Genomic DNA, 26,528 nt, shown 5'->3' on the forward strand with positions numbered 1-26,528 from the left:
GGCAATCAGTGTTTACACAGGAGTTGCTCCAGTTCGCTTAATGACGCAACCGTCCAGGTCGGCTGAATGCCCACAGGCTGCTCACGATGGTGTGCATTTAGCCAGCAGGTGGACAGTCCGGAATTGATACCACCAAGAATATCTGACTCCGCAGTATCACCCACCATAAGTACTCGAGAGCGATCAGGATTGCCCGCCAGCGTCAGTGCATGATCAAAAATACGCGGATCGGGTTTTGCCACACCAACCTGTTCAGAAATGACAAGCAGATCGAAAAAGTCTCGCAGACCCGTACGCTCAAGGCGGATTTGCTGCAATGCGGTAAAGCCGTTGGTAATAATGCCAATTTTCGTTTTGCCACGAATCGCATTCAAGAGCGAAACCGCGCCCGGTAGCGGGGAGCAAATCTCCGCCATCGCATTAATAAAAGCGTCGTTCAGAGAGCCAGGCGGCACGTTCAGGCGCTCAGCCCAGCTCTGGAAACGAGCATGCTGCAGTTGTAATGACGTTATCGCACCGTTTTGATAATCCACCCACAGTGGCTTATTCACGGCCTGATAGTCCTGAAAATCTTCAGCGGTAAAGGTAATGCTATAGTCGAGAAACATCCGCTGTAGGCCGGTAAACGCATCAAATGTGAACAACGTTTCATCGGCATCAAAGAAAATCCAGTCCCACTTCATCATCATTACACCTTGTCTTACATGCTGATTGGCAATGCCATTATAATGGCGTCTTCGTGACCGTCGGCTGTCGGATAGTAATTACGACGAATCGTCGCTTCGTTAAAGCCTAAGCTTTCATATAGCGCGATAGCCGCAGCATTCGAAGCGCGCACCTCGAGCCACAGCGTCCGAATCCCCCGCTTTTCCAGTTCATCGATCAAATGATCCAGTAGTTCTCGTCCTAAACCTCGACGCTGAAAATCAGGGTCGACGGCAATATTGAACAGCGTAGCTTCATCCAGCACTACCTGCGTAATTGCAAAGGCGGCCATCGTTCCGTCAACTGTGAGCTGAAAATTCAGGTAACGATCGCCCTGGTTGCTGGCAAATGTTTTTTCACTCCATGGAAATGCATGGGCGCGTTTTTCAATCTGAAATGCTGTGGGTAAATCAGTCGGACCGAGGGAAGAAATCGTGTTCATATGCGCAGATTTGTTGCCATAAAGCGGCACGTGCCGCTGGGTTTTCCCGTAATTCATTAAACGCCGGGCTGGCGACCTGAGCGCCATCCAACTGCAAAGGCTCTTCGGTACCCAGCCGCCAGCTATTACAGCGACTGCCTTGTGGTAGCATGGCGACACGGTCAGGCGTCAGTTGTAAAACCTGATCCGGACTGACGGTCAATGCGTGTAAAATATCGCTCATCAACGGTTCGGTTAGCGCGGGTAACTCCGCGGCAACCATTACCAGACGGACATGCGCAGGAATTGAAACCGCGATCTCGCCCTGCAGTGCGCCAGGACGACGCAGCGACCACTGCGTAATGCCCAGTTGCTGTAACTGCCAGTCTCGTCGGGATGTCATAGCGAAACACTCCTGTCTATCAGGGGCGCAAATATAGCAAATCTGTCGAATCAGCGCCAACAAACAACGATACACGTCATCCCGCAGGCCGCCTTGATACAGCTTGAATGATTTTGTGTATATAATCGCAACCTGTATAAATTGAGGAGCACTCCATGTCTGCTTTTACCCCGGCAAGTGAAGTCTTGCTGCGCCACAGTGATGATTTCGAACAAAGCCGTATTCTGTTTGCCGGTGATTTGCAAGATGACCTGCCAGCCCACTTCGAAAGCGCCGCCAGCCGGGCGCATACCCAACAACTCCACCACTGGCAGGTATTAAACCGTCAGATGGGTGACAACGTTCGCTTTAGCCTCGTCGCACAGGCCGAAGACATCGCAGATAGCGATACGTTAATTTACTACTGGCCCAAAAATAAGCCGGAAGCCCAATTCCAACTGATGAATATTCTGTCGCTACTGCCGGTGGGCAGCGATATTTTTATCGTCGGTGAGAACCGCAGTGGCGTACGCAGCGCAGAACAAATGCTGGCCGAATACGCACCGCTGAATAAAGTCGACAGTGCGCGCCGCTGTGGCCTCTATCACGGTCGTCTGGAAAAACAGCCAGTCTTTGACGCCGAAAAATACTGGGACGAGTACAACGTTGACAATTTGACCATCAAAACGCTACCTGGTGTGTTCAGCCGTGATGGCCTGGATGTGGGCAGCCAGTTGCTGCTGTCAACGTTGACACCGCACACCAAAGGTAAAGTTCTGGATGTTGGCTGTGGCGCAGGTGTACTCTCCGTCGCATTAGCCAGCCATTCACCGAAAGTTCGTTTAACGCTGTGCGATGTCAGCGCATCTGCGGTTGAAGCCAGCCGCGCAACGCTGGCCGCAAATGGTATTGAAGGTGATGTTCTCGCCAGTAACGTCTTTTCCGATGTGACCGGGCGCTTTGATATGATCATCTCTAACCCGCCATTCCACGACGGTATGCAGACCAGTCTTGATGCCGCACAAACGTTAATTCGCGGGGCGGTTCGTCATCTGAACAGCGGCGGTGAATTGCGTATTGTGGCCAACGCATTCCTGCCTTACCCGAAAGTGCTGGATGAAATGTTTGGCTTCCATGAAGTCATCGCCCAGACCGGACGTTTTAAAGTGTACCGTACCGTGATGACGCGTCAGGCGAAGAAAGCATAACTGGAATATGTAACGGCCATTTACATGGCCGTTTTTGCACCAATCAACCCAGACTGCACAATTAACTATTGACGAAAAGCTGAAAACCACTAGAATGCGCCTCCGTGGTAACGATACTTTTTGAGTATCGATGGTATGCGAAGGTGGCGGAATTGGTAGACGCGCTAGCTTCAGGTGTTAGTGTCCTTACGGACGTGGGGGTTCAAGTCCCCCCCCTCGCACCAATTATCTTATTTTCCCTTCTGTTTTTTCTGTTTCACCTCACCCCTGATTCCAGTTCATCATCATCAGAACAACGCCACCAATTAGCGCTGCGCATGAAGGTAGCAAAACAAAATGCCGTAATCGCTTGTGATACAGCATGAGTGAAGTCAGTAGTAACCCTAATACAACCACCGCTTTCCATGCGTAAACTGACAGGTCAGTAAATGCCAGCCCGGCAATTAATATTCCCGGCAGTAGCACTCCCCATCCACTGCCCAGCGCACGTTGCAACATGGTTTCACCTACGATATTGATAATGATAACCAATATCATATGATATATTTTCTCATTTGTCAGCCTGGAAAGACTATCAATTATATGAGTTTTACTTAACGATTGATGACATGAATAATTGAAGGTGATAAATTGCACGGCGGTTAGCTTTTCAACAAAAAACTATAAATACCTATGTGAATGATTTTTCACTCGTTATTTTTTCCCTGACAAACACATCTTCGTATCTTGCAGATAAATAACAATATTTACCTATGACAGTACAATCCTGGCGAGCTCTGCGCACTAAAAAATACCAACTCTCTTTACGTTTGTTTCTGCTTCTCAACGCAGTCTCCTCGTTGTTTACGCTTTTCTTCCCGCTTTTTGCCGTCAAGGCATTATCCGCACCAGCAGTACTCATCTGCGCCGCGAGTACGCTGTTGTTGGTCTGGCATGAGAAATATGTCGATAAAAGAATTAATCTCCCCCTTATTTCAATCATTTTTGGCTTGTTATGGGCGACACATATTGTTCTGAAATCTTCTGTATTAGGTCATAATGATTATTATTTTCTATTGATAGCGCTTCTCAGCGTGCTGTTTATTGGCTCGATTGCTTTTGCCAATAATATCATTGCGTTTACCCTCCATTCATTACCTTCAGTCGCCGTGTGTCTGTGGCTTAACGGTAGCGAGCACGGTCTGCGAATTATCTATTTTATGGCGCTGCCCATGGCCGGGATCGCTATTCAACACGTGATACAAAAGCGCTATGACGGTTTTGCCCAGCAGTTGATGTACAAGCTGCTGGAAGAGCGTGAAACACTAAACGGACTTAGTATGCTCGACCCATTAACGGGTCTGTATAATCGCCGGGGCCTGCAAAACCGGCTTGATACGCTGCTGGCCCTCAGTAATTCCAGGCACTATGTCCTGTTGCTGGATATCGACCATTTCAAAGCCTACAACGATCATTACGGCCATATGATGGGCGATCAGGCGCTGATTCGTGTTTCTGCCGCTATTCGCGACTCAGTGCGCTCGCGGGACGTAGTGGCGCGTTTTGGTGGTGAAGAGTTTATGGTGTTGCTGACCGCTATCGATCCAGCGCAGGCACAGGCTGCTGCCGAGCGAATTCGCCAGAAGGTCTACGATCTTAAAATTCCTCACATGTTTAATGAAAGCGTGGCGACCAATGTGACCGTCAGTATCGGCATTGCACCATTGGTAGATCAGGAGATTGACGAAGCCATCGCTAAAGCAGACAAAGCCCTCTACGAAGCCAAGAAGCTGGGCCGTAATAACACTCTGGTCAGTGATGAACTACGGGTAAGCAGCCCCTCGGTCTGAGCTATCTGTGCGCTGTTGTCCAACATCGCGACAAAAATCTTGCCATCGTTTTCCCTCGTCTATAGGATTGGCAATCATTATCATTTAGATTAACATCTCTATATAGACATGGCTTACCGTTCCGCACCGATCGTTGAAGATGTCATCTGGCGAACCCCTCTCCCTCCCGAGAAAGCATCGCTGGCAGATTCCGTGCGAGCAACAATCGCTCAGACCCGCGAGCATCTACTGGACTTCATTCGTCTTGACGAAACACCGCCACAAAATGCCATGACGCTGCATGAATGGACCCAGCCCGCTACGCTAAACTCGTTGCTGGCAGTTTATTCTGACCATATATATCGTAACCAACCCACATTAACACGCGAAAATAAGCCACTGATTTCCCTGTGGGCGCAATGGTATATCGGGCTGATGATGCCTCCGCTGATGTTAGCCCTTCTGACACAAAAAGAAGCCATCGATACCGCTCCAGAACATATGCACGTCGAGTTTCACGAAACGGGTCGTGCTGCATGTTTCTGGATAGATGTACATCAGGATAAACACGCCACTGCCTTCACTCCACAACAACGGATGGAAACACTGATTCTCTCAGCACTGACACCCGTTGTTCAGGCGCTGGAGTCGACAGGTGAGATCAACGGTAAGCTTATCTGGAGCAACACCGGATATTTAATTCACTGGTATTTAACGGAGATGAAACCGTTACTCGGTGATGAATTACTGACAATGTTGCGACAAGCCTGCTTCTTTGAGAAACAGTTATCCTGTGGCCGGGACAATCCTTTGTGGCGTACTGTTGTTCCGCGTGAAGGGCTGCTGGTTCGCAGAACCTGTTGCCAGCGCTACCGTCTACCCGATGTCCAGCAGTGCGGTGACTGTACGTTGAAATAAAAGAAGAACTGCCCCCTCGTCATACTTAACTGCCTGCTTATTCTCCTTCCCTGTTAACTGAATCTGATGTTGCGGCGTTGTTACAATAAAATATTTACAGTGATACTTTCCCTGTGACAAATTACGCCATGCAGTTTTTTGCTATATAGGGCTGCTTACAGGCGATTGGGAGAAAAGAATGAGTTTACAATCAGTACGGCAGTTTTTGGCGGAGCATGCCCCGGATATTGAAATCATCGAATTAGACCAAAGCACAGCAACGGTTGATCTGGCTGCAAAAGCCCATAACGTCGAGCCAGGTCAGATCGCAAAAACACTTTCGCTGAAAGTAAAAAACGACATTATCCTGGTGGTCGCCAAAGGGGATGCTCGTCTGGACAATAAGAAGCTGAAGAATACATTTGGTGCTAAGGCTCGTATGCTGAGTAGCGATGAAGTGGTCAATGCTACAGGTCATCCCGTTGGCGGGGTTTGTCCGTTTGGCCTGGAAACACCAATTTCCGTGTACTGTGATATATCGCTGAAACGCTATGCTGAAGTACTCCCCGCGGCGGGAGCCACACACAGCGCGGTTCGCATCGCACCTGACAGAATGGCTGAGCTGACTGCTGCAACCTGGGTAGACGTGTGTCAGTAACGAACCCAGGTCTTTGTGCCGGTGACTAACCCCGGCACTAATTGATCAATAACACCGTTACGAAACTGCATGAATAAATGGTGTCGACTCCCCGGCACGCAGATATAACAGAATATCGGCAGCGTTCAATAATCCGGCATCGGAGCTAACGCCCAGTTTAGACATTGCATTAAATTTATGCGCCCTAATGGTTTTAATATTCCGCTCAAGCTGAATAGCAATTTGCGGCATCGAATAACCATTCGACATAAAGCGTAGAATTTCACGCTCTGTTGGACTCAGCATACGACTTTGGTTGATATACCAAAGGTTTTTCGTGCTTTCTGTTTCCCTGCTAGCAAAATTCAAGGCTGCAAATAATCCCTCCTGTAAAACGCTTAACGAGGATGCTTTGCTAAGAACACCATCCAGTGGTAACGGCGACAGAGAGCCAATTAAACGCACTTCAGCATCATCATCGGCAATAACCACGCGGCGAATATGAGGGAAGTTCACCGCCAATTCAGTCAGATATACCAGTCCAGCTCGTCGATCAGTTCTTATCGCGGGAAGTGAAAAAATAACCGCTGAAAATGGCATATTTATCATTGTCTGGCTAAAGTCAGACTGGCTGGAAAAGAGATGAAGTTTGTATTGATTTTTTGGCATGGTATTAAATAAATTATTAATACCCACACTGCTCATTACACACTTTTCTACCAACGCGACATTTCGTTTGACACTTCTTTTTTCCATTCCGTGGTTTCTCCATACAATGAAGGTAAATTCAGTTCTCGTGATCCTTGAGAACTATTGATCCATGCATACATCTCTGCATTGCTATGTATTGATAAACGACGCATCGCACTATTTTTTTGGGCACTGATTGTTTTATTGCTTTTCTTAAGCAACATCGCTATCTGATTAATTCCCCAACCTTTCCCAAGCAGTCGCAACACTTTTCTCTCTGACAGGGTAAGCACTATCGACTGCACGCTATGTTCCAGGATTTCAGGCGTTACGGGCGGTGAGAGCAACATCTTGCTAATTCTCTCGGCGCGAGTATTTCCCACATGAATTACATTCACTAAACTTTCGATTGGCTCCGCATCAGACAACAATGAGCTACAAGGGCACATCAACAATTCAACGGCTAGCGGATAAAATTTGCGAGAAACGAGGAAGACCCAGTGGATATCACGGTACTGAGATAATAAAGAATAATACTGTTCACAGACTGAACGCGGCTGGCTAAAGTCCCCAGTTAAATCAATCATCACCAAATCGGAACGTCGTAGCTGCAATAAAGTAAGTTCTTCTGCACTGCGGAAACAGGTGAGCTCATAATTTGGGAAATGAGTTTGAATTACACTCTTTAATCCCGCTTGCATAATCGGCAGCGTACTAATAACAACTGCGTTTTTGCTGCGTCCTGGCAACATATATCCTCCACGTCCATATGCCGTTTATCTCATTCACTCTATAAATTCTTAATGGGTAAGTAACATAATCAATAAGGAATGGTTAGAGTAAATAATAGATATTGTGAATTGTTTATCCTTAATTTAATTCATGATAATTCAGACCGCATAATAGCACTATAATCCTAATAGTACTTTGCTATAGAGCCATCGTCGCATAATTACTCATAAAACATTAAATGTACAATTAAAATAACTAAACTATAACATTAGCCATTCTAACTTATTTAGCATTCAGCCCATAAAATAATAACGCTTTCTGATCATCAGTTAGCAGGCTCAGCATGGTGAGAGAATGCTTCAAACAACTTAAATTTTCACTCAATCGCTAAAACTAAATGTCGCTTCACATTCAGCAGACAAACACGATGTCTCTTTTTTTCAACACAAATATTGATCTTAGCCAGAGCCATTGGGCTTATACTTCATGATAAAAGTAGACATTCGTCATTCAGAGAGCGTTTTTTCAGTCAGAGTGAGCTATGCAAACAGAGCAGTCGTCACAACGAACGGTTACACGGTTATGTATACAATGCGGGCTTTTTTTACTGCAACATGGGGCAGAAAGCGCACTGGTTGACGAGCTCTCCACCCGCCTTGGGCTGGCTCTTGGAATGGACAGCGTAGAAAGCGCCATATCATCTAACGCAATCGTCCTGACCACGATTAAAGACGGACAATGCCTGACATCGACCCGTAAAAATCACGATCGCGGCATTAATATGCACGTCGTTACGGAAGTGCAGCACATCGTTATTTTGGCAGAACACAAGCTACTGGATGACAAAGGTGTTGAGAAACGCTTTAGCCAAATTAAACCGCTGCGCTACCCAAGATGGTTGGTTGCTTTCATGGTCGGGTTATCCTGTGCCTGCTTTTGTAAGCTCAATAAGGGAGGATGGGATGGTGCCGTTATCACCTTTTTTGCCAGCATGATCGCCATGTACATTCGCCAAATTCTGGCCTCCCGGCATTTACATCCGCAAATCAACTTTTGTATCACCGCTTTTGTTGCCACAACGATATCTGGCCTGATGCTGACTCTGCCCACCTTTAATCACACGCCGACCGTGGCAATGGCAGCCAGCGTGCTGCTGCTGGTTCCGGGTTTCCCACTGATTAACTCCGTTGCAGATATGTTTAAAGGACACATTAATACCGGCCTTGCTCGCTGGGCTATTGCCAGTCTGCTCACACTGGCCACCTGCGTTGGCGTAGTGATGTCGATGACGATATGGGGGCTGCGAGGATGGGTGTGATGGATTTCATTTTTGCACTACTGCAGGATATGGTCCTGTCTGCAATTCCCGCCCTGGGGTTTGCCATGGTGTTTAACGTGCCTCATCGGGCACTCCCGTGGTGCGCCTTGCTCGGTGCGCTCGGGCACGGCTCGCGAATGGCTGTAATGACCGCAGGACTCAATATCGAATGGTCAACCTTTTTAGCTTCATTGCTCGTAGGTTGTATTGGGATCCAGTGGTCTCGCTGGTATCTGGCGCACCCGAAAGTCTTCACCGTCGCGGCGGTGATCCCGATGTTCCCCGGGATCTCGGCCTACACAGCCATGATATCCGCCGTAAAAATCGGTCATTTTGGTTACAGCGAAGCGCTGATGATCACCCTGCTGACCAACTTTCTGAAAGCTTCATCTATTGTGGGCGCACTCTCTATCGGGCTTTCAGTTCCGGGATTATGGCTGTATAGAAAGCGCCCGCGCGTATAACTGATTAACCTTCTTACAATCCAACGGATGGGGGCGACCTTCCCTCATCCTGCTGCTCTCCCTCTTCTCTGTGTTACTATAAAAGCAGTCCCCTTCTCGGTTGTTGTTCGGTATTGAGAAACATTATGTCCTGCAAAATTTTGACCCCGGACGTCATCAGCATTGACGCCTTATTACACGATCACAACGCGGTGCTGGCAAAGTCAGTAGGGGGTGCTGTGGCCGTTTTCGCCAATAACACACCTGCCTTTTACGCGGTTACCCCTGCGCGGCTAGCTGAGCTATTGGCGCTTGAAGAGAAACTGTCACGTCCGGGAAGCGATGTAACGTTGGACGCGCAATTTTATGAAGAGCCGCAAGCCGCTCCTGTTGCCGTGCCAATGGGGAAATTTGCGATGTACGCTGACTGGCAGCCAGACGCCGACTTTCAGCGACAGGCCGCCCTGTGGGGCGTGGCGTTGAGAGAGCCAGTCACCGCCGAAGAACTGGCTTCATTTGTTGCTTACTGGCAGGCGGAAGGTAAAGTCTTTCACCACATTCAGTGGCAACAAAAACTGGCGCGTAGCATACAGATTGGCCGGGCCAGCAATGGCGGGATGCCAAAGCGTGATGTAAATAGTGTCAGCGAACCTGACAGCCATATTCCACCAGGTTTTAGAGGATAACGATGAAAAACGTTGGCGACCTGATGAAACGTCTGCAAAAAATGATGCCACCCAATGTAAAGCCCGCGTTTAAAACGGGCGAGGAGTTGCTGGCATGGCAAAAAGAGCAAGGTGAAATTCGGGCTGCGGCGCTGGCTCGTGAGAACCGGGCAATGAAGATGCAGCGCACATTCAACCGTTCCGGTATCCGTCCCCTGCACCAAAACTGCTCGTTCGATAACTACCGGGTCGAGTGTGAAGGTCAAATGAATGCCCTGAGCAAAGCCCGCCAGTACGTTGACGAGTTTGATGGCAACATTGCCAGCTTTATCTTCTCCGGCAAACCCGGCACCGGAAAAAACCACCTGGCCGCAGCTATTTGCAACGAACTGCTGCTGCGCGGCAAGTCAGTACTGATCATTACTGTGGCTGATATTATGTCAGCGATGAAGGATACCTTCAGTAACCGTGAAACCAGCGAAGAACAGCTGCTCAACGATCTCAGCAACGTGGATCTGCTGGTGATCGACGAAATCGGTATGCAGACCGAATCCCGCTATGAAAAAGTGATCATCAATCAGATCGTCGATCGTCGTTCTTCCTCCAAGCGCCCGACCGGCATGCTGACAAACAGCAATATGGATGAGATGAACAAACTGCTGGGTGAGCGCGTGATGGATCGTATGCGACTCGGCAACAGCCTGTGGGTCATTTTTAACTGGGAAAGTTACCGTAGCCGGGTTACTGGTAAAGAGTATTAAAGTATTGGGAACACTCCTAAGTGATCCAGCGCTATACTGCGCTGAAAAGGCATAACACGAGTGACCTGTAATGATGAAAGCAACAAAACGTCTTCTTTGCTGTGCGGTTGCCGCCAGCACACTAATCTCTACTGGCGTTTTCGCCGCCTCCTGGCAAGATTCGCTCTCCAGCGCTGCCAGTGAACTGAGTAAGCAAAGCACTGGCTCACAGAGCAGCACCTCACTCTCTTCCCTGACCAGCCTGCTGAGCAGTAATCAGTCGCTCACGTCGAACAGTATGAATAACGCGGCCGGTATTCTGGAATATTGTGCAAAACAGAAGCTCGCCTCGGTCACAGATACTGAAAACGTCAAAAACCAGGTTCTGGATAAGCTGGGGTTGGGAACGACGGAACAGAAAAAAGATACCAACTACCTGGATGGTATTCAGGGCCTGCTGAACGCCAAAGATGGTCAACAGCTTAACCTGGACACGATTGGTAACAGCTCGCTGGCAAAGCAAGTTAAAACCAAGGCCTGCGATCTAGTATTAAAACAGGGTATGAACTTTATTTCCTGATGTGATAAGCGCCGCGTACCGCCTTTTCCCGGCCTGCGCGGCTTCAATCTACTCTTCGAATCTGCTCCCCACTGACCACATAGTGATCCCCCTCAAAAACACGCATATCTAAACCAATTCTGAATAACAACGTAATTAAATGTCACTAGAATTGCAGCAATATAACAACGCTATTACATTGTACAGTCCAGAAATGATTAGCCTGCCAGGCAATTAATTGCCCGGCTTACTGAGGATCGTCCGTTGTCTGAATTATTCTCCATCGCTCTGTTTCTCGCTTCGGTATTGATTTACGCCTGGAAAGCGGGTCGCAACACCTGGTGGTTTGCCGCCATGTTAACGGTGCTGGGAATTTTTATTGTCTTAAATATCACACTGTATGCCAGCAACTATTTCACCGGAGATGGCATCAACGATGCGGTGCTCTATACGCTGACCAACAGCCTGACCGGCGCGGGCGTCAGCAAATATGTTCTTCCGGGTGTAGGGATTGCACTGGCGCTGACTGTCGTATTTGGCGCCCTGGGCTGGGTACTTCGCCGCCGTCGCCATCATCCTCATCACGTTGGCTACAGTCTGCTGGCCCTGATACTGGCACTGGCTTCCGTTGATGCCAGCCCGGCATTCCACCAGATAACCGAACTGGTCAAATCCCAGTCTCGCGATGGCGATCCGGACTTCACGGCGTATTACAAAGAGCCATCAAAAACGATCCCTAACCCGAAGCTGAACCTGGTTTATATCTACGGCGAAAGCCTGGAGCGTACCTATTTTAATAATGATGCGTTCCCGGACCTGACTCCGGAGCTGGGTGCATTAAAAAACGAAGGAATGGACTTCAGCAATACCATGCAGTTACCGGGTACGGATTACACCATCGCCGGAATGGTGGCCTCACAGTGTGGTATTCCGCTGTTTGCCCCGTTTGAAGGAAACGCTTCAGCATCAGTCTCCAGTTTCTTCCCACAAAATATCTGCCTGGGTGATATCCTGAAAAACTCCGGCTATCACAACTACTTTGTACAAGGTGCAAATCTGCGCTTTGCCGGAAAAGACGTCTTTCTGAAATCCCATGGTTTTGATTATCTGTACGGCGCGGAAGAGTTAAAAAGCGTGGTGGCAGACCCGGCATACCGTAACGACTGGGGTTTTTACGACGACACCGTACTGGATGAGGCATGGAAAAAATTCGAAGAGCTTTCCCGCTCCGGCCAACGTTTTTCACTGTTCACCCTGACGGTAGATACCCATCATCCGGATGGTTTCATCTCCCGTACCTGTAACCGCAAACGCTATGATATCGATGGTAAGGCGAACCAATCCTTTAGCGCAGTCAGTTGTAGCCAGGAAAATATTGCTGAATTTATCAATAAGATCAAAGCCTCACCGTGGTTTAAAGATACCGTTATCGTGGTCTCTTCCGATCACCTGGCGATGAACAACACCGCATGGAAGTATCTGAATAAGCAAGATCGCAACAATCTGTTCTTCGTTCTGCGTGGTGACAAGCCTCAGCAGGAGACGCTGGCCGTGAAACGTAACACCATGGATAACGGCGCAACGGTGCTGGATATTCTGGGCGGCGATAACTTTATCGGCCTCGGACGTAGCAGTTTGTCGAGCGAATCCGTATCGGAAGTGTTCCTGAATATCAAAGAAAAAATGCTGGCGTGGAAGCCCGATATCATTCGTCTGTGGAAGTTTCCCAAAGAGATAAAAGAGTTTACCGTCGATCAGGACAAAAACATGATCGCCTTCTCGGGGAGCCATTTCCGCCTGCCGCTGCTGCTGCGCGTATCAGACAAACGCGTTGAGCCGTTGCCGGAAAGTGAATACTCTGCCCCACTGCGCTTCCAGCTTGCTGATTTCGCCCCACGCGATAACTTTGTGTGGGTAGACCGCTGCTACAAAATGGCGCAGTTATGGGCACCAGAGCTGGCACTCTCTACCGACTGGTGCGTATCGCAGGGCCAGTTAGGCGGCCAGCAAATTGTACAGCACGTCGATAAAGCGAAATGGAAAGGTAAGACTGCGTTTAAAGATACAGTTATCGACATGGAGCGTTACAAAGGTAACGTCGATACGCTGAAAATTGTCGATAACGATATTCGTTACAAAGCCGACAGTTTTGTCTTTAACGTGGCAGGTGCGCCGGAAGAGGTGAAACAGTTTAGTGGGATTTCACGCCCCGAATCCTGGGGACGCTGGTCCAATGCGCAACTGAGCGAAGAGGTAAAAATCGAATACAAGGCTCCGTTGCCGAAGAAATTTGATCTGATCATCACCGCGAAAGCTTTCGGCGACAACGCCAACCGTCCTATTCCCGTACGCGTGGGCAACGAGGAGCAAACGCTGGTGCTAAGCCATGATATCAGCACCACCACGCTGCATTTTGATAACCCGGCAGATGCCAATACGCTGGTGATTGTCCCGCCCGACCCCGTCGCCACCAACGAGGGGAACATTCTGGGCCACTCGCCGCGTAAGCTGGGGATCGGGATGGTTGAAATTAAAGTTGTGGATTTACAAGGGTAAAAAAAACAGCGCCCAACACCACTCCGGGCGCTGCATGGCAACCTTAATCCAGACTTTGTACTGCGTGGCGCATTCCCTGCACCAGTATTAACTCCAGGTTTGCCGTCACCTGTTCGACAAGCCCTGGCAGCAATGTAAGATCTTGCCCCCAGTGAGTCGCATCACCGAGCACAACCATCACCAGCTCACGCAGCGTCAGGTCATTACCAATCCTCGGCCAGAGATCGGCATAACGGCGGATCCACTGCTCATCATCCTGTAATGGATAATTCTCTCCCGCCCGTTCCCCGCGATAAAACGCGATTAACGCAGCCAGTGCAAACGTCAACCGCACCGGCCAGCGTGCATCTTGCTGCCCTGCCAGCAACTGCGGCAAAATACGTGTGCGAAATTTTGTCATCCCATTAAGCGCAATGGAGAGGAGCTGATGACGAATATAAGGGTTCTGAAAACGTCCACTAACCGCACCAGCAAATTCACGCAACTCATCGGCCGGAAGATCCAAAACAGGGATGACCTCCCTGTCAATTGCCTGCTCAACAAAGTGGCGTATATCAGCATCCTGCATCGCCTCACCAACGGTCTCCAGCCCACACAGCCAGGCCACAGGTACCAGTGCGGTATGAGCGCCGTTAAGAATGGCAACCTTACGTTCCTTGTACGGTTTAATATCGCTCACCACGCGGATATTTAACGGGCACTCCGCCAGTTTCAACTCTTCAGCCAGCCATAAAGGCCCCTGAATGACGAACAGGTAAAAATGCTCGGCGGTATCCAGAAATGCATCGTGATAACCCAGCGTTTGTTCCAGTGCCGCAGCTTCTTCACGTGGATAGCCTGTAACAATCCGGTCCACCAGTGTCGAACAGAAGGTATTCGCGGTTTCCACCCAGTCAGTAAACGCCGGAGAAAGCTGCCAGTCTCGCGCGTACTGCAAAACCAGGGTTTTAAGCGCATCACCGTTATAGTCGATAAGCTCACAAGGAATAATCACCCAGCCCTTATCTGCCGCCCCGTCGAAATGGTTAAAGCGCTCCAGCAGCAGACGCGTCAGTTTGGCCGGAAAACTCACTGGCGGCGCATCATCGACGCTATCACCGGCGTGATAACTAATCCCCGCCTCCGTCGTGTTTGAAAATACAAAGCGGATGTCCGGATTGTGAGCCAACGCCAGGTACGCCGCAAAATCCAGATACGGGTTGATCTCGTTATTCACCAAGCGGATTAGCCGTGCCTCACTCACCGCATCGCCCTGCTCATTCAATCCGCGAATGAGCGTGGTATATAACCCGTCCTGGGTATTCAGCGAAGGTGGAAAATCCGTATTAATCGGACGAACAATTGTCACTCCGGCCCGGAGATCTGTCTTCTCATTCAGGATATCCAGTTGCCAGTCGACAAACGCGCGCAGGAAGTTACCTTCACCAAACTGGATCACCCGCGTCGGATACCTTGCCCCAGGGAAATCTTGTCGATTCAATGTCTTCATCACAAAACCCTTCTCAGAACGTGATCACACCTTTGATTAATTCGCGGTTGTTAATCACATCCCGCTCGTAGATTTCCGCAAGCGTGGCAAACGCGTAACGGTGTGTAAGCATCATGTCAGCGGTCAGTTTGCCTTCAGACATCAGCCGCCCCACTTTGGCGAAATCTTCCGGCGTGGCGTTACGACTGCCCATCATGGTGGTTTCTTTCTTATGGAACTCAGGGTCAGAGAACTGCAAATCACCTTTGAACAGCCCAACAAAGACGATGCTGCCGCCGTGGCGAATCAAATTCACCGTATTGTTCATCGCATGCTGATTACCCGTCGCATCAATGACTTTTTGCGCCAGTGAACCACCAAACTGGGCACGTAGCTGCGCATCGAAATCTTCGGCAGCGGGATCGAGAACCGGAAGTCCCAACCGGGAGACAACATGTTCCCTGCGCGCGGGGCTGGTATCTGCCACCACTACCTGTGCGCCATCGGCTTTGGCAATTGCTGCCGCCCCAAGACCTATCGGCCCGGCCCCCACGACAAGAACCTGCTCACCTGGCATCACCGCCGCCCGGCGCACCGCATGTGCGCTGATAGCATACGGTTCAATCAGTGCAGCGGCATGTGGGTCAATTCCCTGCGCATCCAGCAGGTTCGTCACCGGAACGGACAAATACTCACTGAATCCACCATCCTGATGTACGCCAATCACCGAAATCTTCTCACAGCAGTTGGTACGCCCGCTCTGGCACGCCGGGCACTGCTGACACGCGACATAAGGAATAACTGCCACCTGCTGGCCCATTTTCAGGTTTTGTATATTCTTACCCAGCCCAACAATCTCCCCGCATATTTCATGACCTAATACGCGTGGATAACTAAAAAATGGTTGGTTGCCTCCCCAGGCATGAATATCAGTCCCACAGATCCCGACAGACTTAATTTTTATTAATGCTTCACTTTCACCTGGAATAGGTATTTCACGCTCTTTCCAGACTAATTTTTTGGGTTCCTGGCAAATCAAAGTATTCATCGTAGACATGATTCGGCTCTCCTGTTTTTTGTTGCCTCAGATATCAACGAAATTAAAAATACAGGAGAAACCAGAAACATAATCTGTGAATCCCAGCGCATAAAAATGTTTTAAATCGGGTTTTAATAGGCAAAAAGGAGATGCCATGAGCCGTTCACAGAACTTACGCCACAATGTGATTAACCAGATAATCGATGATATGGCACGCGGTCATATCCCTTCCCCGCTGCCTTCGCAAAGCGCACTGGCGGAAATGTACAACATTAGTCGTACCACCGTACGCCACATGCTGAGCCATTTAGGCGAATGCGGCGTATTAACGCAGGTAGGAAGCCACTACGTTATCGTACGCAAACCCAACCATGAGGATGGTTTTTCGTGTACCACAGCCTCCATGACCGAGCAAAATCGAATTTTTGAGCAGGCATTTTTCACCATGATCAACCAGCGCCAATTGCGCGCAGGTGAAAGTTTTTCCGAGTTGCAGCTTGCCAGAGCCGCCGGCGTCAGCCCGGTAGTTGTACGGGAATATCTTTTAAAATTCGAACGTTACAATCTGATAAAGAATGAGAAGCGCGGTCAGTGGAGCATGAAGCAGTTCGATCAGGCCTACGCCGAACAACTGTTCGAATTGCGAGAAATGCTGGAAACACATTCCCTGCAACATTTCCTGAATCTGCCCGACGATGACCCGCGTTGGTTACAGGCAAAAACACTGCTGGAGCGCCATCGCATACTGCGCGACAGCATCGGCAGTAGTTTTCGTATGTTCTCGCAACTGGACCGTGAATTCCATGCACTGTTACTCTCCGCTGCCGATAATATATTTTTTAATCAATCACTTGAGATTATCTCTGTGATTTTCCATTTCCACTATCAGTGGGATGAAAGCGACCTCAAGCAACGCAACATCATTGCCATTGATGAGCATATGACCATCCTCAGCGCGCTGATTTGCCGCAGCGACCTGGATGCTATACTCGCACTTCGTAACCACCTTGAAACAGCAAAACAGTCAATGTTGCGCTCTATCCAGCAGAACAACCAATAAAATTAAAAGCAGATTAAAAACACAATTTTGCAAATTACCCCACAATCTTATTATCAACTCATATTGAGCAATTTACTCCCTCTTACACTCGGAGTGTCTGCTAAACAAACTTTTCTATTTTATTAGCAAAAGAACATCACAACAGGAGTCAACATGGCTATTACAATCAAGGATATAAGCGTTAAAGATATCCGTTTCCCTACATCCAGGAACCTGGATGGTTCTGATGCAATGAATGCAATATCTGACTACTCCGCGACTTATGTCACATTAATTACCGACCACGCAGAAAATTTAAAAGGGTATGGTCTGACTTTTACCATCGGTCGCGGCAACGATTTATGTGTAAGCGCAGTAAAATCTTTAGCTGAATTATTTGTAATTGGCCGTACGCTGGAAGACATTACAGCTAACTTTGGTCAATTCTGGCATGAACTTGTTTCCGGGGATTGTCAGTTACGCTGGGTTGGTCCAGAAAAAGGTGTTATTCATCTGGCTACAGCGGCAATTATTAATGCATTATGGGATCTCTGGGCACGTTCACAGAATAAAACCGTATGGAAAATGCTGGTGGATATGTCACCGGAAGAACTTGTTCGCTGCATTGATTTCACCTACATCAAAGATGTCCTGACTCCTGAAGAAGCTATCACATTGCTGCGTAGGGTTGAAACTGGTAAGGCACAACGTGAAAGGGAAATGTTAGAAACAGGTTTTCCTGGCTACACTACTGCCGCAGGTTGGCTTGGATATTCAGAAGAAAAAATGCGCCAGCTGGCACGACAGGCCGTTGCTGATGGCTGGACGCATTTGAAGCAAAAAGTCGGTGCCGATCTTGAGCAGGACATTCGTAGGGCGACTATCCTGCGCGAAGAACTAGGCTGGGAACGTAAACTGATGATGGATGCCAACCAAATATGGGGAGTCGATGAAGCTATTACGGCGATGCGTCAACTTGCCAAATTTGATCCATTGTGGATTGAGGAACCCACCAGTCCTGACGATATTCTCGGTCATGCTGCTATAAAAGCACGAATTGGTGATATCGGTATCGCAACCGGTGAACATGCCCATAACCGGGTTATGTTTAAACAATTCTTCCAGTCAGGTGCAATGGATTTTTGCCAACTGGACCCTGCTCGTTTGGGTGGCTTAAACGAAGTGCTCGCAGTCGTATTGATGGCGGCAAAATTTGATGTTCCAGTATGTCCACATGGCGGAGGCGTAGGTCTGTGTCAGTATTCATTAAATATTGTTTTATTTGATTATATAGCCGTATCAGCATCATTGGAAAATAGGGTTTTAGAATATGTTGATCATTTACATGAGAATTTCGAAGAACCATTAGTTATAAAACGTGGACGATATTATCCCCTCATGCAGCCGGGCTATGGTGTAAAAATGAAACCTGACACCCTAACACGTTATTCATGGCCTGATGGTCAGGAATGGTTAAATTAATTCTTATCGTTAAACAGGTGTTCATAAACGCCTGTTTAAAACTCTTTTCATAATACTGGCCATACACTTTCTAACTACCATTATGAAAGATGGCTGTAGCTCTCCACCATTTTGATTGGAAGCATAGTTATGAGTCAAAGTGATAATGAAAAAGTTGTCAATTCTGCGGTTAAAAAGTCAATTGTACGACTTTTACCCTTTTTGGCACTCATGTATGTCATGGCTTATTTGGATCGCGCCAACATTGGTTTTGCAAAAGACGCATTCCAGGTTGATACAGGGCTAAGTAATGCAGCATATGCTTTTGGTGCAGGCGTATTTTTTATAGGTTATGCGCTATTTGAAGTTCCCAGCAATATACTTTTATATAAAGTAGGTGCTCGTTTATGGTTATCACGAATTATGGTTACATGGGGGCTCATTTCTGCTGCAATGATGTTTGCCCACGACGAGAAAACATTCATTATTTTACGTTTTCTTCTCGGTGCGTCTGAAGCCGGATTTATGCCCGGCGTCATGCTATATCTGACATTCTGGTTCCCACTAAATATCAGGGCAAAAGTAGCTGGTTATTTCTGGTTCGGACCTCCAATCGCGTTTATTCTCGGTGGGCCAGTATCCGGTGGATTATTAACTATCCATGATTTATGGGGGCTACATAACTGGCAATTAATGTTTTTGGTTGAAGGATTGCTCGCAGCTCTCGTTGGGGTCGTCGCATTTTTCTATCTTGATGATAAACCGTCAGATAAACGCTGTACCTTCCTGACATCAGAAGAAAAGCGGGCGTTAAGCGCCATTATGGAAAAAGAAGAACAGACGAAAACAAGTCATGGTCCACAGGGAATATTGAAGGCGCTGTGCGATCCCAGAGTGCTGTATCTCTGTTTAATCTGTTTTACCATTCAGGTGGGTTCCTACGGCATTGCTTTCTTCCTGCCTTCTCAGGTCGCAGCATTATCAGGGCAAGGCGTGGGCTTCATCGTTGGGGTTTTATCGGGTATTCCATGGTTATGCGCACTTTTCGCAGCCTGGTATATCCCCCATCTTTCCACAAAACTGAAAGAACGCCGCTGGATAAGTACAATAACACTGCTCTTCGGTGGTCTTGGCGTCGCACTATCCGGGATGCTTGCAGGTACGCCTGTCTGGGCTTTTATCGCACTTTGTATAGGCTGTGCTGGTTTGCTGGCCGTCCAACCCATTTACTGGACGTTTCCAACTAGTTATCTTGGCGGTGCTGCGGCAGCATCCGGTATTGCGCTAATTAACTCACTAGGTAATCTTGGTGGATTTGTAGCACCAAATATTCGCGTATGGGCTGAAAATGCGTTTGATTCGAATATTGCCGGGCTTTACTTGTTAGGTGGAATTGCGATTATTGGGGCTATTATGCTTGCCGGAATATTTCGAATTGGCATCCGGCGTGATTTGGATAGCCCAACGCCAGAAAATTGTCATGCCAAAAACACCCCTGCCTCCACGACAACGGTGACATCCGGCTCGGTAGATTGATAGACACGTATTTGTCCAACTCGTAAAAAGCGCCCTCAGTTGAGGGCGCGATAGGTTAAAACGTTTCCCAGTTCTCTCCGGCATCCGTTACCGCAGCTTTACGCGGTTGAGCGGTGGTTGATACCGGTTTTGCTGCAGCAACATCACGCGCACGCTGTTGATCGTGCTGGATACGGAATACAGCAACAGCCTGAGTCAGACGGCTGGCCTGTTCTTCCAGTGCGGCGGCGGCGGCGGCGGATTCTTCCACCAGCGAGGCGTTCTGTTGCGTCACGCGATCCATTTCAGCAACGGCCAGACCAACCTGGTCGATACCACGGCTCTGCTCGTCAGATGCAGAGGCGATCTCACCCATAATATCGGTCACACGGGTTACCGCATTCACGATCTCATCCATGGTTTCACCGGCGCTTTCAACCAGCGTTGAGCCGACATCCACACGGCTGACCGAGTCTTCAATCAGGCTCTTGATCTCGCGCGCGGCCTGAGCACTACGCTGTGCCAGGTTACGGACTTCACCTGCGACTACCGCAAACCCACGTCCCTGTTCACCCGCACGTGCCGCTTCTACCGCCGCGTTGAGGGCCAGGATGTTAGTCTGGAAGGCAATACCATCGATAACACTAATAATGTCGGCAATTTTCTGCGAACTGGAAGCGATGTCACGCATGGTTTGCACCACGTTATCCACCACTTTCCCGCCTTTTTGCGCGGTTTCTGAGGCACTCAGCGCCAGATGGCTGGCCTGGCGCGCGTTTTCCGCGTTCTGCTTCACGGTCGCCGTCAACTCTTCCATGCTGGCCGCGGTTTCTTCCAGAGAGGCCGCCTGCTGCTCAGTACGTGAAGAGAGATCGTTATTGCCCATCGCAATCTCGCTGGCACCGCTGTAAATGGCGTTGGCGCCGTTACGCACATCGCCGACGGTGCTCATCAACTCACCCTGCATGTGACGCAAACTTTCTGCCAGTTGACCAATCTCGTTGGAACCTTCCACATCAATACGTTTCACCAAATCGCCGCTGGCAATATGACGAATGCTATCGATCAGTCGGTTCATCGGGGCAATAAGCGAAAGCTTAATACCAAACCAGACAGCGATAATTGCTGCCAGTACGGTAATCAATACACATACCAGCACCCACAGCGCCTGGCTGTAGGAACTGTTGTTGTCCTCAACCGCGATGTCATACAGGCGATCGTTCTGCTGCATGTAGCTCATATACTGCTTCTCAAAACCATCCTGATAGCTTTGAGTCGGTTGATCAAAGAACGCATTGATCTTCCCATCACCCAGCAACTGGATCAGCTCCGCCAGCGCACCGTGGTAGATATCATACGTGCGGTTGATCTCCTGGAAAGCGGCTTCGCTTTGACGCGGATCGCGTGGGAGCGATTCATAAATCGCCCAGTTTTTTTCCGTCAGTTTCAGCGCGGTGCTGGCTACCTGCATCAGTTCTGCAACGGTCGCACCGCTGCCAATATTGCTCTGATCCATCATGTAGCGAATGCCTGCCCGGTTAAGGGTATTTCGCGTTTGCAGCAATTCAACCCAGGTCGCATTCAGCGCAGACTGCTGCTGGCGAATAGTTTGCAGAACGGTAAAGTTCTCTTTGTCATTCTTTAATGAGTTAAAGAACAAACCCCCTGAGGCAAGCTGTAAAAGGCCAAACAGCGCCAGTACCAGCAATAGGCTGGTAACAATCTTCATTCGTTTTAACATGTTTTCTCTTTCCGCTAGACAGATGTCAGAATTTTCGGCCTGGAAAGCGAAAACTTTACGAATATCGTTCAAAAAGCAGATGTTCTGGCGACATCTGGCGCAGAAAAAAGCAGTAAATACCACTCGTATACATAACGCAAACTAGCGCCATGACTCCTTTCCCCACCTTTTAAGAGGGCTTTTCATTGCCGTAAGCTTCGGCTACCAATAGTGGGTCTGTTTTATCATCGGCTATAACAAGGAAGTCCTTCTGTGAAAAATAATTATCTCGACTTACTTTCTAACGCGTTTCCCTTCATGGTATTGGGACTCTTTTTAGGGGCGATGACCCCGGTCGTGCCAAAGCTATTTATTCCGGAGATTTCAGATATTTTACTGGAGAATGTCGCGCCCAAAAGCATCATGTTCCTGATAATTTTGAATGCGTTACTCACCGTCATTTTACTGAGATTCAGTGGCAGGTTTGATCCAGACAAAAAATTAGCTGCTTTTTTCTATGAAAAATTTTCATTTAAATTCAATGAACTAGGGAAATCCATCACGGCGGCCACTGTTGGCACACTGCTCGGTCTCACGCTGGCAATGCTGCCCTATGGCGAATTTCGCATGGCTGGAATCGGTATTTATTTTTCGGCGATGCTGCTCGTGATATGGAGGGTATTCGACTTCCTTAACCACCTGAGTAGAAACGAAGTCGATAAAGCAGAGAAGTACATATTTTATACCGTTGTTATTCTCATAACCCTCTATTACCTCTACCTCATTGCAAAGCCAGTGTGACTACTGTCGACAGTTCATAATCGCCCCATGAAATTATGTGATGAAAATCACATAATTTCATACTGTTACGCCGAATGAAAACCGCTCACTGACACTTGGGACCGCTTAAGCTGACATACAACCACTCACTTATTTACCTTACTTTACGCGCGTAATTCTCTGGCAAGATCCTCTGCAGCATAGCAGTCAATTTACCTCCTCAAACACAAGATCAAACCCAAGCGGCTTCGGCCAATTATTAATCTAATACCAGGTTTTACTATGGATACGAAAAAGATATTCAAGCACATACCCTGGGTGATTCTCGGAATCATCGGTGCTTTCTGCCTCTCGGTAGTGGCCTTACGTCGGGGTGAACACATCAGCGCCCTGTGGATTGTGGTCGCCTCTGTCTCTGTTTATCTGGTGGCTTATCGCTACTACAGCCTGTACATCGCCCAGAAGGTGATGAAACTTGACCCGACGCGTGCCACGCCGGCGGTCATCAACAATGACGGTCTGAACTACGTACCGACCAACCGTAACGTATTATTCGGTCACCACTTTGCCGCTATCGCCGGTGCAGGTCCGCTGGTTGGGCCGGTACTGGCCGCACAGATGGGCTATCTGCCTGGTACGCTGTGGCTGCTGGCCGGCGTTGTGCTGGCGGGTGCTGTGCAGGACTTCATGGTGCTGTTTATCTCTTCCCGCCGTAACGGTGCGTCTCTCGGTGAGATGATCAAAGAAGAGATGGGCCCGGTACCGGGAACCATTGCGCTGTTCGGCTGCTTCTTAATCATGATCATCATCCTGGCGGTGCTGGCGTTGATCGTGGTGAAAGCGCTGGCGGAAAGCCCGTGGGGTGTATTCACCGTCTGCTCAACCGTACCAATCGCGCTGTTCATGGGTATCTACATGCGCTTCCTGCGCCCAGGACGCGTGGGCGAAGTGTCAGTGATTGGTATCGTGCTGCTGGTTGCCTCCATCTACTTCGGCGGCGTGATTGCTCACGACCCGTACTGGGGCCCGGCGCTGACCTTTAAAGACACCACCATTACCTTTACGCTTATCGGCTACGCGTTTATCTCCGCGCTGCTGCCGGTATGGCTGATCCTCGCCCCGCGCGACTATCTGGCCACCTTCCTGAAAATCGGCGTTATCGTCGGTCTGGCGGTAGGTATCGTTATCCTTAACCCAGAGCTGAAAATGCCGGCGATGACCCAGTACATTGACGGTACCGGTCCGCTGTGGAAAGGTGCTCTGTTCCCATTCCTGTTTATCACCATCGCCTGTGGTGCGGTATCTGGTTTCCATGCGCTGATCGCCTCTGGTACCACGCCGAAACTGCTGGCCTGTGAAACCGACGCGCGTTTCATTGGTTATGGCGCAATGCTGATGGAATCCTTCGTTGCGATTATGGCGCTGGTTGCAGCATCCATCATCGAACCGGGTCTGTACTTCGCAATGAACACCCCGCCTGCGGGCCTTGGCATCACCATGCCGAACCTGCATGAAATGGGTGGCGAGAACGCGCCGCTGATTATGGCGCAACTGAAAGACGTTACCGCACACGCCGCGGCTACCGTTAGCTCCTGGGGCTTCGTGATTTCGCCTGAGCAGATCCTGCAAACTGCGAAAGATATCGGCGAACCGTCCGTACTGAACCGCGCTGGTGGCGCGCCAACACTGGCTGTTGGTATCGCTCACGTGTTCCATAAAGTACTGCCGATGGCTGACATGGGCTTCTGGTACCACTTCGGTATTCTGTTTGAAGCACTGTTCATCCTGACCGCACTGGATGCCGGTACCCGTTCTGGCCGCTTCATGCTGCAGGATTTACTGGGTAACTTCGTACCGTTCCTGAAGAAAACTGACTCTCTGGTTGCGGGTGTTGTCGGTACTGCGGGCTGCGTAGGTCTGTGGGGCTACCTGCTGTATCAGGGCGTGGTTGATCCGCTGGGCGGCGTTAAGAGCCTGTGGCCGCTGTTCGGTATCTCTAACCAGATGCTGGCAGCCGTAGCACTGGTTCTGGGCACCGTGGTTCTGGTTAAAATGCAGCGTACCAAATACATCTGGGTTACTGTTATCCCGGCAGTATGGCTGCTTATCTGCACCACCTGGGCGCTGGGTCTGAAACTGTTCAGCACCAACCCGCAGATGGAAGGCTTCTTCTTCATGGCAAATCAGTACAAAGAGAAGATTGCCAACGGCGGTGAGCTGACCGCACAGCAGATTGCCAACATGAACCATATCGTCATCAACAACTACACCAACGCCGGCCTGAGTATTCTGTTCCTGGTGGTGGTGTACAGCATCATTTTCTACGGGTTCCGTACCTGGCAGAAAGCCCGCGCCATCAACGGTCGCTCTGATAAAGAGACGCCGTATGTACCGGTGCCGGAAGGCGGCGTGAAGACCTCTTCACACCACTAAGATGTATTCAGCCCCGCTCCGGCGGGGCTTTTCGCTTATCAGGATTGTTTATGTTTGGTACTTTAGGTCAGGCAAAAAAATATCTCGGTCAGGCGGCGAAGATGTTGATTGGTATTCCGGACTACGACAACTACGTCGAGCACATGAAGACCAACCATCCCGATAAGCCGTACATGACCTACGAAGAATTCTTCCGCGAGCGCCAGGAAGCCCGCTACGGTAGCGGCGGAAGCAGTTGCTGTTAGAAGGAGAAATGAATGACCCCGATTGCAGTCACCCTACTCACCGGTTTTCTTGGCGCAGGTAAAACGACCCTGCTGCGCCATATTCTCAACGAGCAGCACGGTTACAAAATTGCCGTCATCGAAAACGAATTCGGCGAAGTCTCGGTGGACGATCAACTGATTGGCGACCGCGCCACGCAGATCAAAACCCTGACCAACGGCTGTATCTGCTGCACCCGTTCGAGCGAGCTGGAAGACGCATTGTTAGACCTGCTCGATAACCTCGACAAAGGCGCCATCAATTTTGACCGTCTGGTAATTGAGTGCACCGGCATGGCCGATCCCGGCCCGATTATTCAGACCTTTTTCTCCCATGAAGTGATTTGCGAACGCTACCTGCTGGACGGCGTGATTGCGCTGGTTGATGCGGTACATGCCGACGAACAAATGAATCAGTTCACCATCGCCCAGTCGCAAGTAGGCTATGCGGATCGCATTCTGCTGACTAAAACTGACGTCGCTGGCAACAGTGAAAAATTGCGCGAGCGCCTGGCGCGCATCAATGCCCGCGCCCCGGTATATACCGTGACTCACGGCGATATCGACCTCGCACAACTGTTCGACACCAATGGTTTTATGCTGGAAGAGAACATCGTCAGTGCCAAACCGCGCTTCCACTTTATCGCCGACAAGCAAAACGATATCTCCTCGATCGTCGTCGAGCTGGATTACCCGGTGAACATCAGCGACGTGTCCCGCGTGATGGAAAATCTGCTGCTGGAATCCGCCGAGAAGCTACTGCGCTACAAAGGCATGCTGTGGATTGACGGCGAACCAAACCGCCTGCTGTTCCAGGGTGTACAACGCCTGTACAGCGCCGACTGGGACCGCCCGTGGGGCGACGAACAACCGCACAGCCAGCTTGTGTTTATCGGGATTAATTTGCCGGAAGACGAGATCAGAGCAGCGTTTGCGGGATTGAAGAAGTAACGCCCTGCTGATTTGCCCGGTGGCGCTACGCTTACCGGGCCTACAAATAGCACTTTCCCGTAGGCCGGATAAGGCGCAGCCGCCATCCGGCACTCACT

General features: G+C 49.4%; 26 protein-coding genes and 1 tRNA gene. 18 read left to right on the forward strand and 9 right to left on the reverse strand.

Features of this window, described 5'->3' with window-relative positions; genetic code table 11:
* Nucleotides 1-5: 5 nt before the first annotated feature.
* The 3 genes from yjjG to holD are packed head-to-tail and all read right to left on the reverse strand — an operon-like array spanning nucleotide 6 to nucleotide 1,529.
* Nucleotides 6-683, reverse strand: coding sequence for a pyrimidine 5'-nucleotidase (yjjG, locus tag OGY01_RS19110; RefSeq protein WP_045449431.1), 678 nt, complete (start codon nucleotides 681-683; stop codon nucleotides 6-8).
* Nucleotides 684-700: 17 nt separating this feature from the next.
* A complete protein-coding gene (gene rimI, locus OGY01_RS19115; RefSeq protein WP_045439463.1) occupies nucleotides 701-1,147 on the reverse strand; it encodes a ribosomal protein S18-alanine N-acetyltransferase in 447 nt (148 codons plus the stop codon).
* A complete protein-coding gene (gene holD, locus OGY01_RS19120) occupies nucleotides 1,116-1,529 on the reverse strand; it encodes a DNA polymerase III subunit psi (RefSeq protein WP_045439461.1) in 414 nt (137 codons plus the stop codon). Before holD ends, rimI begins: the two co-directional genes overlap by 32 nt.
* Before the next feature lie 155 nt (nucleotides 1,530-1,684).
* Here holD and rsmC point away from each other — a divergent pair, with 155 nt between their 5' ends.
* Nucleotides 1,685-2,716, forward strand: a complete 1,032-nt coding sequence (gene rsmC, locus OGY01_RS19125; protein WP_225760437.1) for a 16S rRNA (guanine(1207)-N(2))-methyltransferase RsmC — start codon at nucleotides 1,685-1,687, stop codon at nucleotides 2,714-2,716.
* A 137-nt stretch (nucleotides 2,717-2,853) separates the two neighbouring features.
* Nucleotides 2,854-2,940: transfer RNA gene (locus OGY01_RS19130), tRNA-Leu, on the forward strand.
* A gap of 37 nt (nucleotides 2,941-2,977) precedes the next feature.
* Here the strand turns inward: OGY01_RS19130 and OGY01_RS19135 are convergent.
* Nucleotides 2,978-3,253, reverse strand: coding sequence for a DUF1435 domain-containing protein (locus OGY01_RS19135; RefSeq protein ID WP_045439455.1), 276 nt, complete (start codon nucleotides 3,251-3,253; stop codon nucleotides 2,978-2,980).
* 215 nt (nucleotides 3,254-3,468) lie between these two features.
* Between OGY01_RS19135 and OGY01_RS19140 the strand changes: the two genes are divergently transcribed.
* From OGY01_RS19140 to OGY01_RS19150, 3 genes are all read left to right on the forward strand, one after another.
* Entirely contained in the window at nucleotides 3,469-4,545 is a 1,077-nt protein-coding gene (locus OGY01_RS19140; RefSeq protein ID WP_045439452.1) for a GGDEF domain-containing protein, read from the forward strand.
* Nucleotides 4,546-4,653: 108 nt separating this feature from the next.
* Entirely contained in the window at nucleotides 4,654-5,442 is a 789-nt protein-coding gene (fhuF, locus tag OGY01_RS19145; RefSeq protein ID WP_045439449.1) for a siderophore-iron reductase FhuF, read from the forward strand.
* Nucleotides 5,443-5,620: 178 nt separating this feature from the next.
* Complete coding sequence (locus tag OGY01_RS19150; protein ID WP_045439446.1) at nucleotides 5,621-6,079, forward strand: YbaK/EbsC family protein; 459 nt, start codon at nucleotides 5,621-5,623, stop codon at nucleotides 6,077-6,079.
* Nucleotides 6,080-6,136: 57 nt separating this feature from the next.
* On the opposite strand, the gene bglJ is transcribed toward OGY01_RS19150, so the two are convergent.
* Both bglJ and OGY01_RS19160 read right to left on the reverse strand, forming a co-directional pair.
* Nucleotides 6,137-6,814 (reverse strand): DNA-binding transcriptional activator BglJ, encoded by a 678-nt coding sequence (gene bglJ, locus OGY01_RS19155; RefSeq protein WP_045439444.1) that lies wholly within the window; start codon nucleotides 6,812-6,814, stop codon nucleotides 6,137-6,139.
* Nucleotides 6,775-7,500 carry a response regulator transcription factor gene (locus OGY01_RS19160; protein WP_045439442.1) on the reverse strand — a complete coding sequence of 242 codons (726 nt, stop codon included), beginning with the start codon at nucleotides 7,498-7,500 and terminating at the stop codon, nucleotides 6,775-6,777. Before OGY01_RS19160 ends, bglJ begins: the two co-directional genes overlap by 40 nt.
* Nucleotides 7,501-8,021: 521 nt before the next feature.
* On the opposite strand from OGY01_RS19160, the gene OGY01_RS19165 reads away from it, so the two are divergent.
* From OGY01_RS19165 to opgB, 6 genes are all read left to right on the forward strand, one after another.
* Nucleotides 8,022-8,798 (forward strand): threonine/serine exporter family protein, encoded by a 777-nt coding sequence (locus tag OGY01_RS19165; RefSeq protein ID WP_045439439.1) that lies wholly within the window; start codon nucleotides 8,022-8,024, stop codon nucleotides 8,796-8,798.
* Complete coding sequence (locus OGY01_RS19170; RefSeq protein WP_045439436.1) at nucleotides 8,789-9,262, forward strand: threonine/serine exporter; 474 nt, start codon at nucleotides 8,789-8,791, stop codon at nucleotides 9,260-9,262. The genes OGY01_RS19165 and OGY01_RS19170 overlap by 10 nt, the downstream gene beginning before the upstream one ends.
* 125 nt (nucleotides 9,263-9,387) lie before the next feature.
* The gene (dnaT, locus tag OGY01_RS19175; protein WP_286493528.1) at nucleotides 9,388-9,927 is read left to right on the forward strand and encodes a primosomal protein DnaT; all 540 of its coding nucleotides are present in this window, start codon (nucleotides 9,388-9,390) and stop codon (nucleotides 9,925-9,927) included.
* A 2-nt stretch (nucleotides 9,928-9,929) separates the two neighbouring features.
* Complete coding sequence (gene dnaC / locus OGY01_RS19180) at nucleotides 9,930-10,667, forward strand: replicative helicase loader DnaC (RefSeq protein ID WP_045439430.1); 738 nt, start codon at nucleotides 9,930-9,932, stop codon at nucleotides 10,665-10,667.
* 70 nt (nucleotides 10,668-10,737) lie between these two features.
* Nucleotides 10,738-11,226 (forward strand): YjjA family protein, encoded by a 489-nt coding sequence (locus tag OGY01_RS19185; protein ID WP_045439427.1) that lies wholly within the window; start codon nucleotides 10,738-10,740, stop codon nucleotides 11,224-11,226.
* A 243-nt stretch (nucleotides 11,227-11,469) separates the two neighbouring features.
* Nucleotides 11,470-13,761, forward strand: a complete 2,292-nt coding sequence (opgB, locus tag OGY01_RS19190) for a phosphatidylglycerol--membrane-oligosaccharide glycerophosphotransferase (RefSeq protein WP_200011357.1) — start codon at nucleotides 11,470-11,472, stop codon at nucleotides 13,759-13,761.
* Nucleotides 13,762-13,804: 43 nt separating this feature from the next.
* Here the strand turns inward: opgB and OGY01_RS19195 are convergent, their stop codons facing one another.
* Both OGY01_RS19195 and OGY01_RS19200 read right to left on the reverse strand, forming a co-directional pair.
* Entirely contained in the window at nucleotides 13,805-15,250 is a 1,446-nt protein-coding gene (locus OGY01_RS19195; protein ID WP_286493529.1) for a tagaturonate reductase, read from the reverse strand.
* A 13-nt stretch (nucleotides 15,251-15,263) separates the two neighbouring features.
* Entirely contained in the window at nucleotides 15,264-16,286 is a 1,023-nt protein-coding gene (locus OGY01_RS19200; RefSeq protein WP_200011355.1) for a zinc-binding alcohol dehydrogenase family protein, read from the reverse strand.
* A 136-nt stretch (nucleotides 16,287-16,422) separates the two neighbouring features.
* Between OGY01_RS19200 and OGY01_RS19205 the strand changes: the two genes are divergently transcribed.
* From OGY01_RS19205 to OGY01_RS19215, 3 genes are all read left to right on the forward strand, one after another.
* On the forward strand, nucleotides 16,423-17,328 hold the full coding sequence (locus tag OGY01_RS19205) for a GntR family transcriptional regulator (protein ID WP_200011353.1): 906 nt from the start codon (nucleotides 16,423-16,425) through the stop codon (nucleotides 17,326-17,328).
* Between the two features lie 153 nt (nucleotides 17,329-17,481).
* On the forward strand, nucleotides 17,482-18,789 hold the full coding sequence (locus OGY01_RS19210; RefSeq protein ID WP_200011351.1) for an enolase C-terminal domain-like protein: 1,308 nt from the start codon (nucleotides 17,482-17,484) through the stop codon (nucleotides 18,787-18,789).
* A gap of 129 nt (nucleotides 18,790-18,918) precedes the next feature.
* Nucleotides 18,919-20,304 carry an MFS transporter gene (locus OGY01_RS19215; protein WP_286493530.1) on the forward strand — a complete coding sequence of 462 codons (1,386 nt, stop codon included), beginning with the start codon at nucleotides 18,919-18,921 and terminating at the stop codon, nucleotides 20,302-20,304.
* A gap of 55 nt (nucleotides 20,305-20,359) precedes the next feature.
* Here the strand turns inward: OGY01_RS19215 and tsr are convergent, their stop codons facing one another.
* Complete coding sequence (gene tsr / locus OGY01_RS19220) at nucleotides 20,360-22,024, reverse strand: methyl-accepting chemotaxis protein (protein WP_045449429.1); 1,665 nt, start codon at nucleotides 22,022-22,024, stop codon at nucleotides 20,360-20,362.
* Between the two features lie 252 nt (nucleotides 22,025-22,276).
* Here tsr and OGY01_RS19225 point away from each other — a divergent pair, with 252 nt between their 5' ends.
* From OGY01_RS19225 to yjiA, 4 genes are all read left to right on the forward strand, one after another.
* Entirely contained in the window at nucleotides 22,277-22,804 is a 528-nt protein-coding gene (locus OGY01_RS19225; RefSeq protein WP_048222146.1) for a hypothetical protein, read from the forward strand.
* Nucleotides 22,805-23,065: 261 nt separating this feature from the next.
* A complete protein-coding gene (gene btsT, locus OGY01_RS19230) occupies nucleotides 23,066-25,216 on the forward strand; it encodes a pyruvate/proton symporter BtsT (RefSeq protein ID WP_286493531.1) in 2,151 nt (716 codons plus the stop codon).
* 50 nt (nucleotides 25,217-25,266) lie between these two features.
* Nucleotides 25,267-25,461, forward strand: a complete 195-nt coding sequence (locus OGY01_RS19235) for a YbdD/YjiX family protein (RefSeq protein WP_003830038.1) — start codon at nucleotides 25,267-25,269, stop codon at nucleotides 25,459-25,461.
* A gap of 12 nt (nucleotides 25,462-25,473) precedes the next feature.
* Nucleotides 25,474-26,430 carry a GTPase gene (gene yjiA / locus OGY01_RS19240; RefSeq protein ID WP_286493532.1) on the forward strand — a complete coding sequence of 319 codons (957 nt, stop codon included), beginning with the start codon at nucleotides 25,474-25,476 and terminating at the stop codon, nucleotides 26,428-26,430.
* Nucleotides 26,431-26,528: the final 98 nt, after the last annotated feature.

The organism is Citrobacter sp. Cm038 (assembly GCF_030333105.1).
GTDB lineage: Bacteria > Pseudomonadota > Gammaproteobacteria > Enterobacterales > Enterobacteriaceae > Citrobacter > Citrobacter murliniae.

Bases quoted from the DNA above. Each gene is read 5' to 3' on its own strand.
- yjjG (WP_045449431.1), bottom strand. From the start codon at position 683: ATGAAGTGGGACTGGATTTTCTTTGATGCCGATGAAACGTTGTTCACA.
- rimI (WP_045439463.1), bottom strand. From the start codon at position 1,147: ATGAACACGATTTCTTCCCTCGGTCCGACTGATTTACCCACAGCATTT.
- holD (WP_045439461.1), bottom strand. From the start codon at position 1,529: ATGACATCCCGACGAGACTGGCAGTTACAGCAACTGGGCATTACGCAG.
- rsmC (WP_225760437.1), top strand. From the start codon at position 1,685: ATGTCTGCTTTTACCCCGGCAAGTGAAGTCTTGCTGCGCCACAGTGAT.
- OGY01_RS19135 (WP_045439455.1), bottom strand. From the start codon at position 3,253: ATGATATTGGTTATCATTATCAATATCGTAGGTGAAACCATGTTGCAA.
- OGY01_RS19140 (WP_045439452.1), top strand. From the start codon at position 3,469: ATGACAGTACAATCCTGGCGAGCTCTGCGCACTAAAAAATACCAACTC.
- fhuF (WP_045439449.1), top strand. From the start codon at position 4,654: ATGGCTTACCGTTCCGCACCGATCGTTGAAGATGTCATCTGGCGAACC.
- OGY01_RS19150 (WP_045439446.1), top strand. From the start codon at position 5,621: ATGAGTTTACAATCAGTACGGCAGTTTTTGGCGGAGCATGCCCCGGAT.
- bglJ (WP_045439444.1), bottom strand. From the start codon at position 6,814: ATGGAAAAAAGAAGTGTCAAACGAAATGTCGCGTTGGTAGAAAAGTGT.
- OGY01_RS19160 (WP_045439442.1), bottom strand. From the start codon at position 7,500: ATGTTGCCAGGACGCAGCAAAAACGCAGTTGTTATTAGTACGCTGCCG.
- OGY01_RS19165 (WP_045439439.1), top strand. From the start codon at position 8,022: ATGCAAACAGAGCAGTCGTCACAACGAACGGTTACACGGTTATGTATA.
- OGY01_RS19170 (WP_045439436.1), top strand. From the start codon at position 8,789: ATGGGTGTGATGGATTTCATTTTTGCACTACTGCAGGATATGGTCCTG.
- dnaT (WP_286493528.1), top strand. From the start codon at position 9,388: ATGTCCTGCAAAATTTTGACCCCGGACGTCATCAGCATTGACGCCTTA.
- dnaC (WP_045439430.1), top strand. From the start codon at position 9,930: ATGAAAAACGTTGGCGACCTGATGAAACGTCTGCAAAAAATGATGCCA.
- OGY01_RS19185 (WP_045439427.1), top strand. From the start codon at position 10,738: ATGATGAAAGCAACAAAACGTCTTCTTTGCTGTGCGGTTGCCGCCAGC.
- OGY01_RS19195 (WP_286493529.1), bottom strand. From the start codon at position 15,250: ATGAAGACATTGAATCGACAAGATTTCCCTGGGGCAAGGTATCCGACG.
- OGY01_RS19200 (WP_200011355.1), bottom strand. From the start codon at position 16,286: ATGTCTACGATGAATACTTTGATTTGCCAGGAACCCAAAAAATTAGTC.
- OGY01_RS19205 (WP_200011353.1), top strand. From the start codon at position 16,423: ATGAGCCGTTCACAGAACTTACGCCACAATGTGATTAACCAGATAATC.
- OGY01_RS19210 (WP_200011351.1), top strand. From the start codon at position 17,482: ATGGCTATTACAATCAAGGATATAAGCGTTAAAGATATCCGTTTCCCT.
- OGY01_RS19215 (WP_286493530.1), top strand. From the start codon at position 18,919: ATGAGTCAAAGTGATAATGAAAAAGTTGTCAATTCTGCGGTTAAAAAG.
- tsr (WP_045449429.1), bottom strand. From the start codon at position 22,024: ATGTTAAAACGAATGAAGATTGTTACCAGCCTATTGCTGGTACTGGCG.
- btsT (WP_286493531.1), top strand. From the start codon at position 23,066: ATGGATACGAAAAAGATATTCAAGCACATACCCTGGGTGATTCTCGGA.
- OGY01_RS19235 (WP_003830038.1), top strand. From the start codon at position 25,267: ATGTTTGGTACTTTAGGTCAGGCAAAAAAATATCTCGGTCAGGCGGCG.
- yjiA (WP_286493532.1), top strand. From the start codon at position 25,474: ATGACCCCGATTGCAGTCACCCTACTCACCGGTTTTCTTGGCGCAGGT.